Consider the following 16,863-nt stretch of genomic DNA (forward strand, 5'->3'; position numbering starts at 1 on the left):
TTTAACTCTTAAGAATCAGAGGCTGTCTTATAGTGATGCGGTAAGCTAAATATCTTGTCAAAACCCAAGGTAAAGATAAAGGTATAAACCAAGAAAAATAGCAGTAACGCCGCTTCCATCATAAAGGCTTTGATTAAACCAACGTCATACCAAATCATATATAGCGGTAAGCAAATCAATACCAAGCCGCCTTCAAACCCTAATGCATGCGCACTGCGAATGAGTAAGGTGCGCTTTGCCACATGCTTACGACGTTCCACGCTTCAAAAGCTGTATTGTATAAGAAGTTCCAAATCACTGCTGCCAATGACACCATCACAGCAACTGGTAAGGATTCTGCCGCGTCGCTACCGCTAAGTTTCATCAATACAAAAGTAGAAGAAATAATAGCGATAATCTCGAAGATAGTCACATAGACGATACGACGTTTGAGTGGGGATAAAGTAATCAACCAAGACTCCAGAGCACTTGAGCGTAAACAAGAAGTGCCTATCAAAGTATCGGTCCGTCCCGAGATAGAAAAGATAGATTCAGTACAGAGCCACGGTTTCCGCCTGCACTTATATTATACATGAGATAAATTTATTATAAAGCTATCTGGAAAACCTAGCTTTTAGCTACTTCCCAAGACTGGTTAAAGCAGCATTATTTATTAACTTCCTATATTTTCCTTTAACCCTTAATACTCTAGACTGATGTATAGTCTAATCCAAATAAAACCGATACAATCCTATTAACAATTGCATTTAATGAAATAAACGATGACTTATTCAATAGACTATCGCAAGCAGGTACTTTCTAGCATCGCTAATGGTATGACCATACGTGAAGCTTCCCTGTTTTATGGACTTAGCACCAGCACCATTCACAGCTGGCAGCAGAATTTAGCCCCTAAAACAACCAGAAATAAAGCACCGACTAAAATACCTGATGACGCATTGATTGAAGACGTAAGAAGATTCCCTGATGATTATAACTACGAAAGAGCTCGTCGATTAAATTGTAGTAAAACGGGCATCTTCAATGCTCTAAAGCGTCTTGGCATCAGTCAAAAAAAAGACACTGGAGCATCCAAAAGCATGTCTGATAAAGAGAGCTCAGTATCAGAGTAGGCTTAGTAGCTTTATGCAGCAAGGTTATCCCATAGTATATATGGATGAAAGTGGCTTTGAGGCTGAAACTATCAGACCTTATGGCTATGCACCGATTGGAACCCCTTGTATTGATAGCTACAACTGGCAAGCAAAAAAACGTACCAACGTCATCGGTGCTCTCTATGAGAAAGTACTGTTTGCGCTTGATTACTTTGAACAGAATATCAACAGCCATATATTTTATGACTGGTGCAAGTTCACGCTTATTCCAAGTCTCAAGACTAAATGCGTGATTGTCATGGATAATGCTCGGTTTCATAAAAATAAGCGTATTCAGAGATTACTGAACAGGCATGGCCGTCGCATTCTATGGCTGCCACCCTGCAGTCCTGATCTCAACCCCATTGAAAAGAAGTGGGCACAAGCAAAGTTTTTACGCCAAGGTTGGATGGAGAATAATCTGCCTAAACTATTTCATGATATAGGTTGTATCGATTTTATAACGACTTAACTATATAGGCTGTATCGATTTTATAACGACTTAACTATATATAATAGGCAAGTCTTTTTTTTCTAACCTCCGTAACCTCATTATTCTTTCTAAAGAGGTCTATAAAATCAAAGAATAAATCCTTCATAAGGTAAAATATGAAATATATCAAAGATACAAATAATAAAGCATAAAAAATCATAAATGATAAATTAAAGAAAAATTGTGGGTCTTTTGAAAAAAATCTGGACTTTTACTTTGTACATTTGCATGATAAGATGCCAAAAATCCTATACCACCTGTTGCAAATATAGTAAAAATACCTTTTACACTAGCGACTTGATCTAAATCATCTTTGTGATTAACGTAGCTATTATAAGTTTCGAATACATATTCAATATCTTTCGGAGCGAATAGGCAATTAATCCAATGTATTCTATAATCTCTTACTGTAAAATCTTTAAACTTATTAAAACCCTTACTATAGTAGATATTTTATAAAAGTGGTACAGTAGTTTTAAAACAAGCGAAAAGTAAAAAGATTATGACTTATTCAGCAGACTTCCGTGCTCAAGTGATTAAAAGTGTCGAACAACAAGATATGAGTATCAGACAAGCTTGTGCATTTTATGACATTAGTAAGGCCACGCTACAGAATTGGCTCAAAGATCCTAGTATTAAACTCACTCGCAATAAACCACCCAGTAAAATACCTAACGAAGCTTTATTAAAAGATGTTGAACAGCATCCAGACGATTACATGTACGAGAGAGCACAGCGTTTTGGCTGTAGTAAGTCGGGCATCGAGGCCGCTTTAAAACGTCTTGGTATCAGTCAAAAAAAGACCTTAGAGCATCCAAAAGCTTGCCCATTAAACAGAGCTAAATATCTAAGTAAACTGGGCGACTACATCGCTCAAGGCTATTCAATTGTATACATGGATGAGAGTGGCTTCGAGGCTGAGACCATCCGCTCTCATGGCTATGCACCTATTGGTACCCCTTGCATCGATAGCTATAACTGGCAAGGTAAAAAACGCACCAATGTTATTGGTGCCTTATATGAAAAAGCGTTATTTGCACTTGATTACTTCGAAAAGAATATCAATGGCGACATATTCTACAACTGGTGCAAAAACACGCTAATACCAAGTCTTAAAATAAAATGCGTAATCGTCATGGATAACGCCAGCTTTCATAAACGCGTTCAGAGATTACTCAACAGGCATGGTCATCGCTTGTTATTTCTACCGCCTTACAGCCCTGATTTAAACCCTATTGAAAAAAAATGGGCACAGGCTAAGTTTCTACGACAAGGGTGGATGGAGAATAATTTACCTAAGCTGTTTCATGATATGGGTTGTACCAATTTTATTCTGGATTGACTATAGTATACTCATTACTAGTCTTATCAGTTTTTAACAACCTTTTGTAATAGCTACTTTGATACCCTTTATCTCTTAAAAACAGAAAAAAAGCAAATAAAATTGCTGAAATTACGATTGATCCTATAGAGGTATACCATGCTTTTATTATAAAAAATTTTTCAACAGGTATATCAAAAAAATATTTTAAAAATTCTAAACTTGCCATGGATATTGATAAAAAGCTGAAAGAGCTAAAGCTCAATACTAAAAAAACCATAACTATTAAAAGCATGAATGTATAAAGTTTATTTGAAAAATCCTCAAAAACATAAAAATTATTATGAAAATCAAGAATAATATCATCAATTTGGCGGTACTCATCTAAGGAATCAGTATATAGTCAAGCCCACCTAAAAGTGTTATAAACTAATTATCAAACCCAATTGTTATTATAAAGACCATGACTTACTCGCTAGATTTTCGCAAACAAGTACTAAAAAGCTTAGATGATGGTATGACCTTTGCCGAGGCGGCTGAATTCTATAATCTCAGCCCAACCACCATACAAAACTGGAAGAGACGTGTTCATAGCAAAACAACCAGGCAAACCAAACCCTATAAAATACCAGATGACGTGCTACTTAATGATGTTAAAGAGCATCCCGATGATTACCAGTATGAGCGAGCTCGTCGTCTAAACTGTAGTAAAACAGGCATTTATCATGCCCTAAAGCGACTTGGCATCAGTCAAAAAAGACCTTAGAACACCCAAAAGCCTGTCCGATCAAAAGAGCGATATACCACAGTAAGCTTGATAACTTTAAACAACAAGGCTATCCCATCGTCTATATGGATGAAAGCGGCTTTGAGCACGAGACCATTCGCTCTCATGGTTATGCACCGATTGGTAAACCCTGTATCGATAGTTACAACTGGCAAGGTAAAAAGCGAACCAACGTTATCGGTGCTCTATATGAAAAGATGCTGTTTGCACTAGATTACTTTAAGCACAACATTAACAGCAGCATATTCTACGACTGGTGCAAACACAAGCTAATCCCAAGTCTTAAAACCAAATGCGTGATTGTGATGGATAATGCCAGATTTCATAAGAATAAACGCATTCAAAAGCTACTGAACAGGCATGGTCATCGTATTCTTTGGCTACCGCCGTACAGCCCTGATCTGAACCCTATCGAGAAAAATGGGCTCAGGTAAAGTTTCTACGCCAAGGCTGGATGGAAAACGACTTATCCAAATTGTTTTATGATCTTTGTCCAAGGCATAACACTTTTATTTTGAACTGACTATATTCTTTATTAGTAGCAACATTTTCACTTTTAAGGCCTCTCTCTTCTATTTGTCTCATGCAATAATAATCTTCAAACTTCACAAATACACCCTCTAAATATTTTTATATTTAAAATATATATCAAACCAAACTGTTTGAATAGTCTACGCAAAAAACTATATAAAATCATCTATCTCTCTTTTCTCATAACAAAAACCCCCGCATCATCACGATACGGGGGTTTTTTGTCTTACGTATAAAGTTTTTAGTATAAAGCTTCTAATTTTAAAAGCTTGTATACTCAAGATTAGGTCAATTGAGCAACGTTAATTTTGTCGGCTTCTTCAGTATAAGAATCCATACGATCGAAGTTCATGTACTGATACACTTCCTCGCCCATGCTATCAAGCATACCAGCGTACTGCTGATATTCTTCGTTGGTTGGCAACTTACCAAGTACCGCTGCTACGGCTGCAAGCTCTGCAGAAGCTAGGTATACGTTAGCGCCTTGACCGAGACGGTTCGGGAAGTTACGAGTTGACGTCGATACCGCCGTAGACTTCGGTGCGATACGTGCTTGATTACCCATACATAGTGAACAACCTGGCATCTCAGTACGAGCGCCGGCTTGAGCGTAGATGTTGTAGTAACCTTCTTCCATCAACTGACGCGCATCCATCTTAGTCGGCGGCGCAATCCATAGACGAGTTTTCAAACTACCTGCTGGTACGTCTTGTAGCAGTTTACCCGCAGCGCGGAAATGACCGATGTTGGTCATACATGAACCAATGAATACTTCATCAATGGTATCGCCAGCGACATCAGCCAATGTTTTTGCATCGTCTGGATCGTTCGGGCAGCAAAGGATAGGCTCTTTAATCGTGCTCATATCGATAGTCATGTCGATGGCGTATTCAGCATCAGCATCAGCGCGTAATAGGCTTGGGTTCGCTAGCCATTCTTGCATCTGCTCGATACGACGGCTGATAGTACGCGCATCGCCATAGCCTTCTGAGATCATCCATTTTAGAAGGGTAATGTTTGAGTTTAAGTACTCAGTCACTGACGCTTCAGACAAGGTGATGGTACAACCAGCAGCACTACGCTCAGCTGAGGCATCAGATAGCTCAAATGCTTGCTCAGCGGTCAAGTCTTCTAGACCTTCGATCTCAAGGATACGACCATTAAACTCGTTGATTTTGCCTTTCTTATCAACGGTCAATAGACCTTCTTTAATCGCTTGATAAGGAATCGCATGTACTAGGTCACGCAACGTGATACCAGCCTGACGTTCGCTAACGAAGCGTACACGGACAGATTCAGGCATATCTAGAGGCATAACACCAGTCGCTGCGGCAAATGCTACCAGACCAGAACCAGCTGGGAACGAGATACCCATTGGGAAACGCGTATGCGAGTCACCACCAGTACCAACGGTATCTGGCAATAGCATACGGTTCAACCAGCTATGAATGATACCATCACCTGGACGTAAGCTTACGCCGCCACGGTTCATGATAAAGTCAGGTAGTGTGTGCTGAGTCTCAACGTCAACTGGTTTTGGATAAGCGGCAGTGTGACAGAATGACTGCATTACTAAGTCTGCTTGGAAACCTAGGCAAGCCAAATCTTTTAGCTCATCACGAGTCATCGGACCAGTCGTATCCTGCGATCCTACAGTCGTCATTTTAGGCTCACAGTACATACCAGGACGTACGCCCTCTAGACCACAAGCTTTACCGACCATTTTTTGCGCTAGGGTAAAACCTTTACCCGTATCAACTGGCTCTTCTGGCTTAGCAAAGATATCTGAATGTCCAAGACCCATGTATGCGCGAGCACGATTGGTCAAACCACGACCAACGATCAATGGAATACGACCGCCAGCACGAACTTCATCAAGCAATGTTGGTGAGTTCAATTTGAACGTAGACAACACTTCATCTGAATCATGTTTAGTGATTTTGCCTTCATAAGGATAGATGTCAAATACATCACCCATGTTTAGGTTATCAACGGCTACTTTTTCGATTGGCAATGCGCCAGAATCTTCCATCGTGTTAAAGAAGATAGGAGCGATATTGTTACCAAGTACTAGACCGCCGCCACGTTTGTTTGGCACGTTAGGGATATCATCGCCCATGAGCCACAATACTGAGTTGGTCGCAGATTTACGGCTAGAGCCTGTACCTACCACGTCACCAACATAAGCGAGTGGATGGCCTTTTTCTTTTAACGCTTCGATTTGCTTCATTGGACCGACAACGCCCTCTTCGTCAGCCGTGATGCCGTCGCGAGAGTTTTTGTGCATAGCCAATGAATGCAATGGGATATCAGGACGGCTCCACGCATCTTGCGCAGGCGACAAGTCATCAGTGTTGGTTTCGCCAGTCACTTTAAACGTCGTGTAAGTCGTCTTTGCTGGCACAGCATCACGGTTCAAGAACCATTCAGCGTCAGCCCAAGATTGAACCACTTCTTTAGCGATAGCATTGCCCGCTTCTGCTTTTTCAGTCACGTCATTGAACGCGTCAAACACCAGTAATGTCTTTTTCAACGCTTCAGCAGCATCTTGTGCCACTTCCGCGTCATCCAGTGCAGCAACCAATGGTTGAACGTTGTAGCCACCTTGCATCGTGCCTAGGATTTGAACGGCTTTTTGCTTGCTAATAAGTGGTGAAGAGGTTTCACCCTTAAGGATCGCTGCTAAAAACGCTGCTTTAACGTAAGCCGCTTGGTCAACGCCAGCAGGAATACGGTTTTCTAGCAGGTTCATCAAGAACGCATCTTCGCCTGCTGGTGGATTCTTTAGTAGTTCAACCAACTCTGCTACTTGTTTTTCATTCAGTGGTAGCGGAACCGTTCCTAGCTCAGCACGTTCTTCGACATGTTTACGATAAGCTTCTAACACAATAGTCGTCCTCGTCAGTTGGGAGTATTAGTACATTACGTGGGTAGTCAGCATGACCGCCTGCGTCTATATACTAGATGGAATAATTATTGGTGCAATCATAGCTTAAAACGCTCTAAATGTTAATGGCTCAGCCTTTAAAAGGCTCATAAAGCGGTTATAAAGGGCTCATATTGAACATTTATTATATAAATAGTACCATCAACAATATGATTGAGCAGCCTTTCACAATCGATATACAGCTTGTCATTTTAGTCAAGCACCCCTCGATTTATGATTAAATAAAGACGCTGTGACTGCTAGACGCTTTGTAGGATATTATTTGATAAAATATCATCTTGATACGATAGCTTAGAGAAAATATCACTTAGAAAAATAACGCTTGAAAAAACAACTTTTATTAACCATATACTAAACGAATAAACATTAAGGATGATGATATGGATAGTAGTGCAATGGAAAACAAAAATAGAGAAAACAGCCATATGGAAAACAGCCATATAAAGAGCAACGCTAATTATCAAAACGGTCTGAAAGTTCGCACCGAAGTAATGGGTGAGGCACATGTCAAACGCTCGCTTGACAGCACGACTGGATTTACCCAACCATTACAAGACTGGATTATCGAACACGCTTGGGGCAGCACATGGCAAGATGACTCAGTATTGCCACGCAAATACCGCTCATTAATCACCATCGCTTTTTTAATTGCGCAAAAAAGCCCCACTGAGCTAAAAGGGCACATTCGAGGTGCCATCAATAATGGCGCAAGTGTCGCTGAGATTCGAGAAGTATTAATGCACAGCTTGCCTTATTGCGGGGCACCTGCTACTCAAGAAGCGTTTCGTGCTGCCATAGAAATCCTGAATGAGTTGGATATTGATATAGATATTTAAAACTATGGTTGCGAGACAAACCATAGTAGCCTTAATGATCCACCTCAAAATGATCAGTTAAACATTATTCATTGAAAATTAGCCCCTAAGTTTCTGCTATAATGTCCTCACTCACAACACATTCTAATAATTCCATAAACCCTTATACTATAAAGGGTTAAGAGATACTTTATTATGACAACTGCCGTACAAACACATGTGCCTGCTGCTAAGGTCAAACCTAAAAAAGCCATCCAAGGCGAAAAACTACGTGGCTATGATAAAGTTGCCCGTATCCCAATTAAAGTGATTCCGACCATCGAGGCCAAGAAAAAGCCAGATTGGATTCGGGTTAAAATGTCCTCGCCCGCTGAAGTAGCTCGTATCAAAGCCACCTTGCGCGAGCAAAAGCTCTATACCGTTTGTGAGGAAGCGGCCTGCCCTAACCTGCCGCAGTGCTTCGCTGATGGCACCGCGACCTTTATGATTATGGGTGATATCTGTACCCGTCGCTGTCCGTTCTGTGACGTCGGTCATGGTCGTCCGAATGAGCTAGATGCAGATGAGCCGCGTCACACTGCCGAGACTATTTTAGGTTTGCAGCTTAAGTATGCGGTAATCACCTCTGTGGATCGTGACGATCTAAAAGATGGCGGCGCGATGCATTTCGTTGAAGTGCTCAATGAATCTCGCGCACTTAGCCCGAATTGCCTCATTGAAATATTGGTGCCTGATTTCCGTGGTCGTATGGATATCGCGCTAGACTTGTTAACTGAAACACCGCCAGATGTCTTTAACCATAACATCGAAACCGTGCCTCGCCTGTATAAAGCGTTCCGTCCAGGCTCTGACTATCAGCATTCGTTAGATTTGCTCAAGCTCTATAAAGAGCGCCGTCCTGATATCGCGACCAAGTGTGGTTTTATGGTCGGTCTTGGTGAGACTGAAGAAGAAATTTATGCGCTACTTGACGATTTAAAGGCACATAATGTGGATATGATTACGGTTGGTCAGTATCTACAACCCAGTAAAAACCACGCGCCTGTCGATCGTTACGTCCATCCAGATGAGTTCCAGCGTTATATGGACTATGGTAAAAAAATCGGCTTCTTTAACATTTGGGCAGGCCCAATGGTACGCTCAAGCTACTTTGCCGATCGTCAATATTACGGCGAAGACTGCCCTGCACCGATTCGTAGCAAAAAAGCCTTGGCAGCAGAAGGCAAACTTGGCTGCTAAGTGTCGGGGTTTAATGAGCTAATACTTAAAACTTAAGCTGAGCATGTAAAAAGGGTGAATAACATTTTATGTTATTCACCCTTTTTTTAGCTTTAATAGATTTTTAAAACCTTCAACCGCAACGTCTTAAATGGTTAAAGTAGGCGTTGGCTCGCCACTGTTTCTAGTATTAAGGATGGCGATAGCAATAACGATCATGCCACCCACTAGACCAGTCGTTATTCCAGGATAGATTAACAGCAAAGCTCCGATTGCCAAAATAACGCGTGTTACTGGGCTCATATCGCTTTTAAAATAACCCTCTAATGCTGCACTAAGTGCGATAACACCCGTAATTGACGTCAATACTACCGTGATAATATCGATAATAGGTGGTAGCGGGAAGTCCTTAGCAGTTACCGCAAGCCCAGTAGGATCAATCATTAACATCGCTGGACTATAGATAAACATAAACGGCACGATAAATCCGGCGAGTGCCAGTTTGAGCGATAAAAATCCTGTCTTCATCGGATCGCCACCAGATATGCCCGCACCAGCAAAGGCGGCTAGACACACAGGCGGTGTAATATTGGCAAAAATACCAAAGTAAAAAACAAACATGTGCGCTGATAAAATTGGAATATCAAAACCAGCTAAGGCTGGTGCTGCCATCGTTGCTGTAATAATATAGGCAGGAATAGACGGCAGTCCCATGCCCAATACCATCGAGGCAAGCATGGTCAAAATGAGTGTGAAAAATAACGATCCTGCACCAAGTGTGACAATTGATGAGGTCATCACCGTTCCAAAGCTGGTTAGACTCACGACTCCGATGATAATACCGACGACTGCACAAGCAGCCATTACCGCGAGCGACTGGCGTGCACCATCTTCTAATGCACCCAAAATGTCAGAGAAACCCATTCTGGTCTCTTTACGCAGCATACTAACCACGACAGTAAAACCAATGGTATAAGCCGCTGCATAACCAACGGGCACATTTCTGATTAATAAGAAAATCAAAAATACAATCGGTAGCAGCATATGACCGCGGGCTTTTAATACTTCTTTCACGGCTGGCAAGCTTTCTTTAGCGATACCTTTTAGATCACGACGACCAGCGCGAAAATGCACCTGTGCAATGACGCCCAGATAATACAATATCGCTGGCAATAAGGCCGCCAACGCAATTGTGCTATACGGCAAGCCTGTTGTCTCCGCCATAATAAAGGCACTCGCGCCCATAATCGGCGGTAATATTTGCCCGCCAACAGAGGCACTCGCCTCAACGGCACCCGCAAAATCTTTGTGATAACCAACCTTTTTCATCAACGGAATGGTAAAAGCACCAGTACTGACCACGTTTGACAAAGCAGAGCCATTAATACTGCCCATAAAACCACTAGAGATGACCGCCACTTTTGCCGGACCACCTTTTTTATGACCCGCAATTGCCAATGCCAAATCATTAAACAGCTGTCCCATTCCCGAGCGCGCTAAGAATGCACCAAAAAGAATGAATAAAAAGATAAAAGTGACCGATGCACCAATCGCAACAGAATATAAACCTTCCGTTTTTAAGAATAATTGACCAAAAATATCACCCATATCATAAGGACGAGTCAGTAACCGGTCTGGCATAAAATCCAAATGGCTGACAAACGGATACGCCAAGAATATCCCTGCCAATATCGGTAAAATCCAACCTGTGATACGGCGACTACCTTCTAATACGCAGACCACCGTAATCAGCGAAAATATCACATCCATCTGATTGGCCATACCGCCACGTGAGGTCACGATATCTTGATACTCATATATCAGATAAGCCATGCCAGACAATGACAGGGCAAACCAAATCCAGTCATACCATGCCACGCGCTGACGGCTGCTTTTTTTACTTGCGGGGAAAATCAAAAAAATCAGCGCAAAACCAATGCCCACGTGTACAGAGCGCTGTAGCAGCGCTGGCATGGGATTAAAAGTGATATATAAATGAAACAGTGAATATAAAATGCAAAGTCCAGCGATAAAATACTTCACTGGTCCTTGAGTGATGTGCCTTGTGATGGATTCTCTATCATACTTTTCTAATATGGCTTTATTGTGGGCTTGCGCCTCAAGTTCAGCGTCGACATGAGTATCAGCATCCGTGTTGGAATGTATAGGCAAGTCGTTATTGATATGGTTATCTGACATCGTTGTCACATTATTGTGATCCATCACTTGGGAGTTCATGACACAAATCCTTGTTAAATCTATCAATGAAACCATACGTTTTCGGCATGATCGTTACTTCAGAATAGTCTGGCACCCAGCGATGAATGAGCATCTGGTAGTTACCATAGTCAATCTCACCTTTGGTAAGCCGTGAGACCACCCAATTAAGCTTAGGCAATTTCTCATTGATTTGATAACCCAGATAGCCAGGTTTTTGTATCGTAGCAAGCGCTTCGGTTGAGGGTGTGCCCGCCCCAAAAGCTTCAAAATAAGTGGTGGTCAGCAGCAATTCAGCGTCTTCTGTACTGCTGCTGTCTATACGTTGGTATTGCTCTTCCCACCATTGTTTTTCTACAGAGTGTATCCAGCGCAATTGAAAATTTGGCTCGACAAAGTAGCAAACTTTATCATTAGCACCATCAACGCCTGCGACACGCACTTCCACCACAGGCTGACGGACAAAGAGATGCCATAGCGTAAAAAAAACCAGCGCGGCAATGCCTGCCACGCCAATCAATAACCCTAAACGCTTATTTAGCTGCTTGCTCATCATAGTACTTTTTAGCGCCAGGATGGATAGGTGCGACCATACCTTCACGAGCGGTTGCTAAGCTAATATCATTAGCCGCTTGGTGCGCTGTTTTTAGACCGTCTAAATTGTCAAATAATGCTTTGGTCAGCTTGTAACCATCTGCTTCAGATAACTCTGAGCTAACCAATAGAGCATTCATGATTGCTGCGGTTGGAATCGCGGCGTCATTGCCATAAGTGCCAGCAGGAATCTCAAAAGTCTTAAAGTAAGGCTTAGTCGCAATGATTTCTTTTAGCTTGTCTTGATTGATGGTGATCAACTGTAAGTCTAGACCCTGCTCTAGCTCCATCAATGAAGAGTTTGGCAGACCACTACTAAAGAAAGCCGCTTCAATTTTACCCGCTTTCATACCGTCCGCTGCTTCCGCAAAGCCTAAATAATCAACGGTCACATCATCATATGTGATACCAAACCCTTCTAATAGCGTCCGAGCATTTACTTCTGTGCCAGAGCCTTGATCGCCCACAGCGATGCGCTTACCACGTAGGTCTTCAATATTTTTGATGCCAGATTTTTTGGTGGTGACAATTTGCACCACATTAGGGTACAAGACTGCAATCTGTTGGATGTTGGTTATCGGCTTATCAAAGTTGTTTATGCCTTCGACCGCGTCGGTGACTACATCACTGAGCGCCAACACCATATCGACCTTGCCTTGGGTTAATAGGTTGACGTTTTCGACTGAAGCGCCAGTGGTTTGTGTTTTTGAGTTGACCCCAAAGGTTTTGACATAGACTTCTGATAATGAGGTACCGATGATGTTATAAGGGCCAGATGCTCCGCCAGTGGCGATGGTAAGAAACTTGGTATCAAGCTTGTCGGCAGCAGTGTCAGTAGCAGCGCTATCTGTTGCCGTACTGTCAGTACTTTCTGAACTTGGTGATGAGCATGCCGTCAGACCTAAAGTGGCGCTTAACATTGCTGATAAAAGTAACGGGGATTTTAGAGAGTTGAGCATTGAATTCATCCTTGAAATAATCGAGTTAATACACTTAACGGCATCAATATATCAATAGTGATGCGTTACAGACCTGTAATAATATAGCAATTCTTACTATAAATAAACTGCCATCCAGATTCCCTCTACACTCATACTTGATATGCGAAGCTATTTAAGTAAAGGAGCAGCAGTTCTTATAATGAATTAATAGCCAAATATAGTTTTGCTATGCGGAACAATGTTTCATAATACAATTCATTTAAACAAAGTCTGTGTCTATTGTAAACCTTTATAATCATCTAAATATAAACGAGGTTATTTGACCAAAAAATACTGATATAAAATGACTAGATGGTAGCTCTTAATGCACTCTTACCATACTGTAGGATTGATTATATTTTATATATAAAACCTAAGCAGTTGTCTCGTAAGGCAACTCACTTAAAGTAGATCCCGTCTAAATTTATAAATTCGTCACCACATATCTTGGCAACGTTATCTGTTACTCTAAAATAGGGAAAAACTTTATGACAATATCTAGTGTAGAAAAGTCAGCGGCAGTATCGGTATCGGTATCTGCCGATATCGCCATCATTGGCGGTAGTGGTCTTTATCAGATGCAAGATTTAACCAATAAACGCAGTGTCAGCATATCGACGCCTTACGGCAAACCCTCTGATGACATTGTCTTAGGTGAATTAAATGGCGTAAAGGTCGCTTTTCTAACTCGTCATGGTCAAGGTCACAAATTCACCCCTTCCGAATTGCCTTATCGTGCCAATATTTATGCCCTCAAAACTTTGGGCGTACGTTACGTCATTTCGGTATCGGCAGTGGGGTCGCTAAGAGAAGCGCTTAAGCCATTAGATATGGTTATTCCCGATCAAATGATCGATATGACTAAGCATCGAAGCATCAGTTTTTTTGGGGAAGGTGCAGTGGCACACGTCACGATGGCTGATCCTTTATGTCCTAAAGTCGCGGATATTCTAACGCGTGCTTATGCTCAGGCGCAGATAGCTCAAGGTCAATGTCATGCAAAAGCCACTTATATCTGTATCGAAGGGCCACAGTTCTCCACTCGTGCAGAATCACACTGGTATCGACAGATGCAAGCAGATATCATCGGTATGACCAATATGCCAGAGGCTAAGCTTGCTCGTGAAGCGAGTATGGCTTACGCGACGCTAGCATTGGTCACGGATTTTGATAGTTGGCATCCTACCGAAGAGGATGTCAGCGCCGATTATGCCATAAGAAATCTAATGAAAAATTCTGAAAACGCTCAAGCAGTGATTAAGCAGGCGGTCGCCCTACTCGCTGTAGAACAGCCCGACTCTATTGCCCATACGGCTTTAGCTAAAGCGTTAGTCACGCCAGTAGAGGCGATGAGCGATGAGACCAAGACCAAGACCAAGACCAAGACCAGAATTTTAGTATTATTGCCTTAGCAGTATGCATTTATTGTCAACAAAAAAGCCATCAAACTATAATTAACCCAATAGAGCCTACACAATAGTTTGATGGCTTTTTAACACCTAAAAATCTCAAATGATAAGACGTTACCAATTTTTAGTTCTCAATAAGCTTTTAATCATCAAGCCAATCTTCAGGTAAATACGGTAAATCTTCAGGCTCATCGATATCAGGCAAAGGTGCTAACAACTTTACAGACCAGCTCAATTCTGCCAAGCGCTGTTGAGTAACCTTTGCTACGCTCGCCGTACTCCATTCGATATTGCTAAATAAACGAGCAGCAATTTGTTTAAAACCAAACAGCACATAACCACCATCAAAAGCGGGAATCATGACGCTATCTTGTGTTTCTAACTGCTGGGCAGCCTGTCGAATACGAATGGTTGTGAGGTTGGGACAGTCTGTACCGATTAATAAAACCTGTTCAAAGCGTTTCGATTCAAGAGGGTATAATGCACGCTGACTGGCGGTTAACATACGCAAACCCAAGTCTCCCTCTGCTTGTGCTGACCATTGCAGCGAGTCAGGCAAACCAAGCGCTTGCCAGCATGGATCTGTTGGCGCAGGACTGACGCATAACTCAACCGTGAAGCCAGTGGCGACGGCTTGCTCTATACTATGCAATAGTAGTTTATGCGCCATTTTCGCGGCACCTTCAATACCAAGAGCCGGCTGCAAGCGCGTTTTTGCCATACCCTGTGCGGGGAATTTGGCAAAGAGGATAATACAAGTTTGTTGGTTTTGATTCATGGTAAGAGCTTATTCATGGTAAGAGCTTATTCTTTTATTTATAATAACGCGCTTTGATATTATCAGTTGATACGCCGCGCCAGTAATCAAAACGTAGATGCCACATCAAAATAATCGTCCGCCAAGTGCCATGCTGTTGCCAACGTCTTGCCGATGTGATGACTTTACTTTTTAAACAAGCAGGTTTAGCAATAACTTTTAGCTGTTTGCAAAGCTCAATATCTTCCATCAACGCTTGGTTAGGATAATTACCAATTCGCTCAAATAAAAACTGGCTAATAAAAATAGCTTGGTCGCCTGTCGCGATTCCGCTCAACCGTGAGCGCCAATTAATCATTTGACTGACCAATCGCAGTGTCGGTTGACGACTATCTATTTGCACATCAAAACGTCCCCACTCTGCCCGTTTCATCGCTTCAGAAACACTCTCTATAGCGTTCATTGGCAATTGCGTATCGGCATGCAAAAATAGTAATACATCGCTAGTTGCTAACGCTGCGCCTGTATTCATTTGCAGCGCGCGCCCTGCTTTAGACTCAGTCATTTGCCAATCAATTTTACGATCACTATCAGGCTTTAACTCATTAATAAAACTGCGGATTATGCCAATAGAATCATCGTTTGAACCACCATCGACCAATATCACTTGCTGCGGGTTTGGATTTAGCCTATTGATATTATCAAACAATAAAGGCAAATTATCTGCCTCATTGAGTACTGGAATAATGATAGAAACCGTCGCCATAGCCGTCATAGTTAGTAGTACTCTTACTTGTTGTTACCATTATTTCTTATTAAGGCTCCAATTATAATCGGTATAACCAATCTTCACTTTTCCTGCTTTTAGCTCAGCCGTTTGCGACTTATTAAGCCCTAAAGACGAGCTGTAACGAGCCAAAAACCCTTCTAAATCATTAGTACCGCGCCAGTTAGTCTCAAAGTCTTCTTTATACCATTTAAAAATTGGTGATATCTCTAACGTATTACCTTTGAGACGGTTACGACTGCTATCCGCGAGGAATTTACTCGTCACTTGCTCTAATTGTTTATCTAATTTACTCCCTGTAAAAGCATCATCTGATAAGGCTGGACAGCCGATGCTCGCACAGTTCACTGCAAAGTGAATACGTGGTTCGTTGTAGCGTTTTGAGCCACGGATTAGATTGTGCTCGATGTCATCAAGCGATCGCTTTTTGCCTAATAGAGTGACAAAATCTTGTTTCCATGGCGAACCAAATATACCGCCGATATCTTTAATCGAGTTAATATTAGGATATTTGGTCAAGACTAGCTCTACAGTGCCAGCGTTATAGACGTTGATCAAAAATGCCAATTGCTCATCTTTACTCCAAGCGTTAAATTCCGACTGGCTGATTTTACCAGTCGCCGCCATGTAGCTATCAAGTTTGCTCTTATCCGCTTTCATACCATTATAATTGACGACAGATGCTTTGCCACCATTGGTCATAGTGACGTTTTTATCAAGTAAGCTATCCCAAGTGCTGTGATTAAAATCCGCATAACTTGCCATACTGGCTAACAGGATAGAGGTGGTCACTGCCGCTTTGATTAATAAACCACTGCTTAAAAAAAGGCTTTTACTATTAAGTCTTGTACTATTAAATACTGACATGATTGAC

Annotated in this window: 18 protein-coding genes; 8 read left to right on the forward strand and 10 right to left on the reverse strand. The window is 41.9% G+C overall.

Annotated elements, in window-relative coordinates:
• Positions 1–8: 8 nt before the first annotated feature.
• Together JMV76_RS14835 and JMV76_RS14840 are read right to left on the reverse strand one after the other, a co-directional pair.
• Positions 9–242 carry a chlorhexidine efflux transporter gene (locus tag JMV76_RS14835; protein WP_227690228.1) on the reverse strand — a complete coding sequence of 78 codons (234 nt, stop codon included), beginning with the start codon at positions 240–242 and terminating at the stop codon, positions 9–11.
• Complete coding sequence (locus tag JMV76_RS14840; protein ID WP_227690230.1) at positions 200–451, reverse strand: chlorhexidine efflux transporter; 252 nt, start codon at positions 449–451, stop codon at positions 200–202. The genes JMV76_RS14835 and JMV76_RS14840 overlap by 43 nt, the downstream gene beginning before the upstream one ends.
• 310 nt (positions 452–761) lie before the next feature.
• Between JMV76_RS14840 and JMV76_RS14845 the strand changes: the two genes are divergently transcribed.
• From JMV76_RS14845 to JMV76_RS08475, 3 genes are all read left to right on the forward strand, one after another.
• The gene (locus JMV76_RS14845; RefSeq protein WP_227690088.1) at positions 762–1,112 is read left to right on the forward strand and encodes an IS630 transposase-related protein; all 351 of its coding nucleotides are present in this window, start codon (positions 762–764) and stop codon (positions 1,110–1,112) included.
• 13 nt (positions 1,113–1,125) lie between these two features.
• Positions 1,126–1,605 carry an IS630 family transposase gene (locus JMV76_RS08470; RefSeq protein WP_265090284.1) on the forward strand — a complete coding sequence of 160 codons (480 nt, stop codon included), beginning with the start codon at positions 1,126–1,128 and terminating at the stop codon, positions 1,603–1,605.
• Positions 1,606–2,128: 523 nt separating this feature from the next.
• A complete protein-coding gene (locus JMV76_RS08475) occupies positions 2,129–2,968 on the forward strand; it encodes an IS630 family transposase (RefSeq protein WP_201502343.1) in 840 nt (279 codons plus the stop codon).
• On the opposite strand, the gene JMV76_RS08480 is transcribed toward JMV76_RS08475, so the two are convergent.
• Complete coding sequence (locus JMV76_RS08480) at positions 2,955–3,176, reverse strand: hypothetical protein (protein WP_201502344.1); 222 nt, start codon at positions 3,174–3,176, stop codon at positions 2,955–2,957. The genes JMV76_RS08475 and JMV76_RS08480 overlap by 14 nt on opposite strands.
• A 234-nt stretch (positions 3,177–3,410) precedes the next feature.
• On the opposite strand from JMV76_RS08480, the gene JMV76_RS08485 reads away from it, so the two are divergent.
• Together JMV76_RS08485 and JMV76_RS08490 are read left to right on the forward strand one after the other, a co-directional pair.
• Entirely contained in the window at positions 3,411–3,713 is a 303-nt protein-coding gene (locus tag JMV76_RS08485) for an IS630 transposase-related protein (RefSeq protein WP_201502345.1), read from the forward strand.
• Between the two features lie 20 nt (positions 3,714–3,733).
• Entirely contained in the window at positions 3,734–4,168 is a 435-nt protein-coding gene (locus JMV76_RS08490) for an IS630 family transposase (RefSeq protein WP_307783653.1), read from the forward strand.
• Between the two features lie 380 nt (positions 4,169–4,548).
• On the opposite strand, the gene acnB is transcribed toward JMV76_RS08490, so the two are convergent.
• Positions 4,549–7,152 (reverse strand): bifunctional aconitate hydratase 2/2-methylisocitrate dehydratase, encoded by a 2,604-nt coding sequence (gene acnB, locus JMV76_RS08495; protein WP_201502346.1) that lies wholly within the window; start codon positions 7,150–7,152, stop codon positions 4,549–4,551.
• Positions 7,153–7,637: 485 nt separating this feature from the next.
• Between acnB and JMV76_RS08500 the strand changes: the two genes are divergently transcribed.
• Together JMV76_RS08500 and lipA are read left to right on the forward strand one after the other, a co-directional pair.
• Entirely contained in the window at positions 7,638–8,048 is a 411-nt protein-coding gene (locus tag JMV76_RS08500; protein ID WP_201502426.1) for a carboxymuconolactone decarboxylase family protein, read from the forward strand.
• Between the two features lie 174 nt (positions 8,049–8,222).
• Positions 8,223–9,266: a lipoyl synthase gene (gene lipA / locus JMV76_RS08505; protein WP_055123860.1), complete on the forward strand. Its 1,044-nt coding sequence runs from the start codon at positions 8,223–8,225 to the stop codon at positions 9,264–9,266.
• Positions 9,267–9,392: 126 nt separating this feature from the next.
• Here the strand turns inward: lipA and JMV76_RS08510 are convergent, their stop codons facing one another.
• From JMV76_RS08510 to JMV76_RS08520, 3 genes are read right to left on the reverse strand one after another with little or no spacing between them, the layout of a single operon-like run.
• Positions 9,393–11,444 (reverse strand): TRAP transporter permease, encoded by a 2,052-nt coding sequence (locus tag JMV76_RS08510; RefSeq protein ID WP_374190052.1) that lies wholly within the window; start codon positions 11,442–11,444, stop codon positions 9,393–9,395.
• 10 nt (positions 11,445–11,454) lie between these two features.
• The gene (locus JMV76_RS08515; RefSeq protein WP_227690234.1) at positions 11,455–12,015 is read right to left on the reverse strand and encodes a DUF1850 domain-containing protein; all 561 of its coding nucleotides are present in this window, start codon (positions 12,013–12,015) and stop codon (positions 11,455–11,457) included.
• A complete protein-coding gene (locus JMV76_RS08520; RefSeq protein ID WP_201502348.1) occupies positions 11,996–13,015 on the reverse strand; it encodes a TAXI family TRAP transporter solute-binding subunit in 1,020 nt (339 codons plus the stop codon). Before JMV76_RS08520 ends, JMV76_RS08515 begins: the two co-directional genes overlap by 20 nt.
• Before the next feature lie 509 nt (positions 13,016–13,524).
• On the opposite strand from JMV76_RS08520, the gene mtnP reads away from it, so the two are divergent.
• The gene (gene mtnP, locus JMV76_RS08525) at positions 13,525–14,448 is read left to right on the forward strand and encodes an S-methyl-5'-thioadenosine phosphorylase (protein ID WP_201502349.1); all 924 of its coding nucleotides are present in this window, start codon (positions 13,525–13,527) and stop codon (positions 14,446–14,448) included.
• Between the two features lie 139 nt (positions 14,449–14,587).
• Here the strand turns inward: mtnP and JMV76_RS08530 are convergent, their stop codons facing one another.
• The 3 genes from JMV76_RS08530 to JMV76_RS08540 are packed head-to-tail and all read right to left on the reverse strand — an operon-like array spanning position 14,588 to position 16,856.
• Positions 14,588–15,223: a TIGR04282 family arsenosugar biosynthesis glycosyltransferase gene (locus JMV76_RS08530; protein ID WP_201502350.1), complete on the reverse strand. Its 636-nt coding sequence runs from the start codon at positions 15,221–15,223 to the stop codon at positions 14,588–14,590.
• Between the two features lie 34 nt (positions 15,224–15,257).
• Positions 15,258–15,968, reverse strand: coding sequence for a TIGR04283 family arsenosugar biosynthesis glycosyltransferase (locus JMV76_RS08535; RefSeq protein ID WP_265090285.1), 711 nt, complete (start codon positions 15,966–15,968; stop codon positions 15,258–15,260).
• Positions 15,969–16,007: 39 nt separating this feature from the next.
• On the reverse strand, positions 16,008–16,856 hold the full coding sequence (locus JMV76_RS08540; protein WP_201502352.1) for a DUF547 domain-containing protein: 849 nt from the start codon (positions 16,854–16,856) through the stop codon (positions 16,008–16,010).
• Positions 16,857–16,863: the final 7 nt, after the last annotated feature.

Origin of the sequence: Psychrobacter cibarius (genome assembly GCF_904845955.1) — a bacterium.
Lineage (GTDB): Bacteria > Pseudomonadota > Gammaproteobacteria > Pseudomonadales > Moraxellaceae > Psychrobacter > Psychrobacter cibarius_B.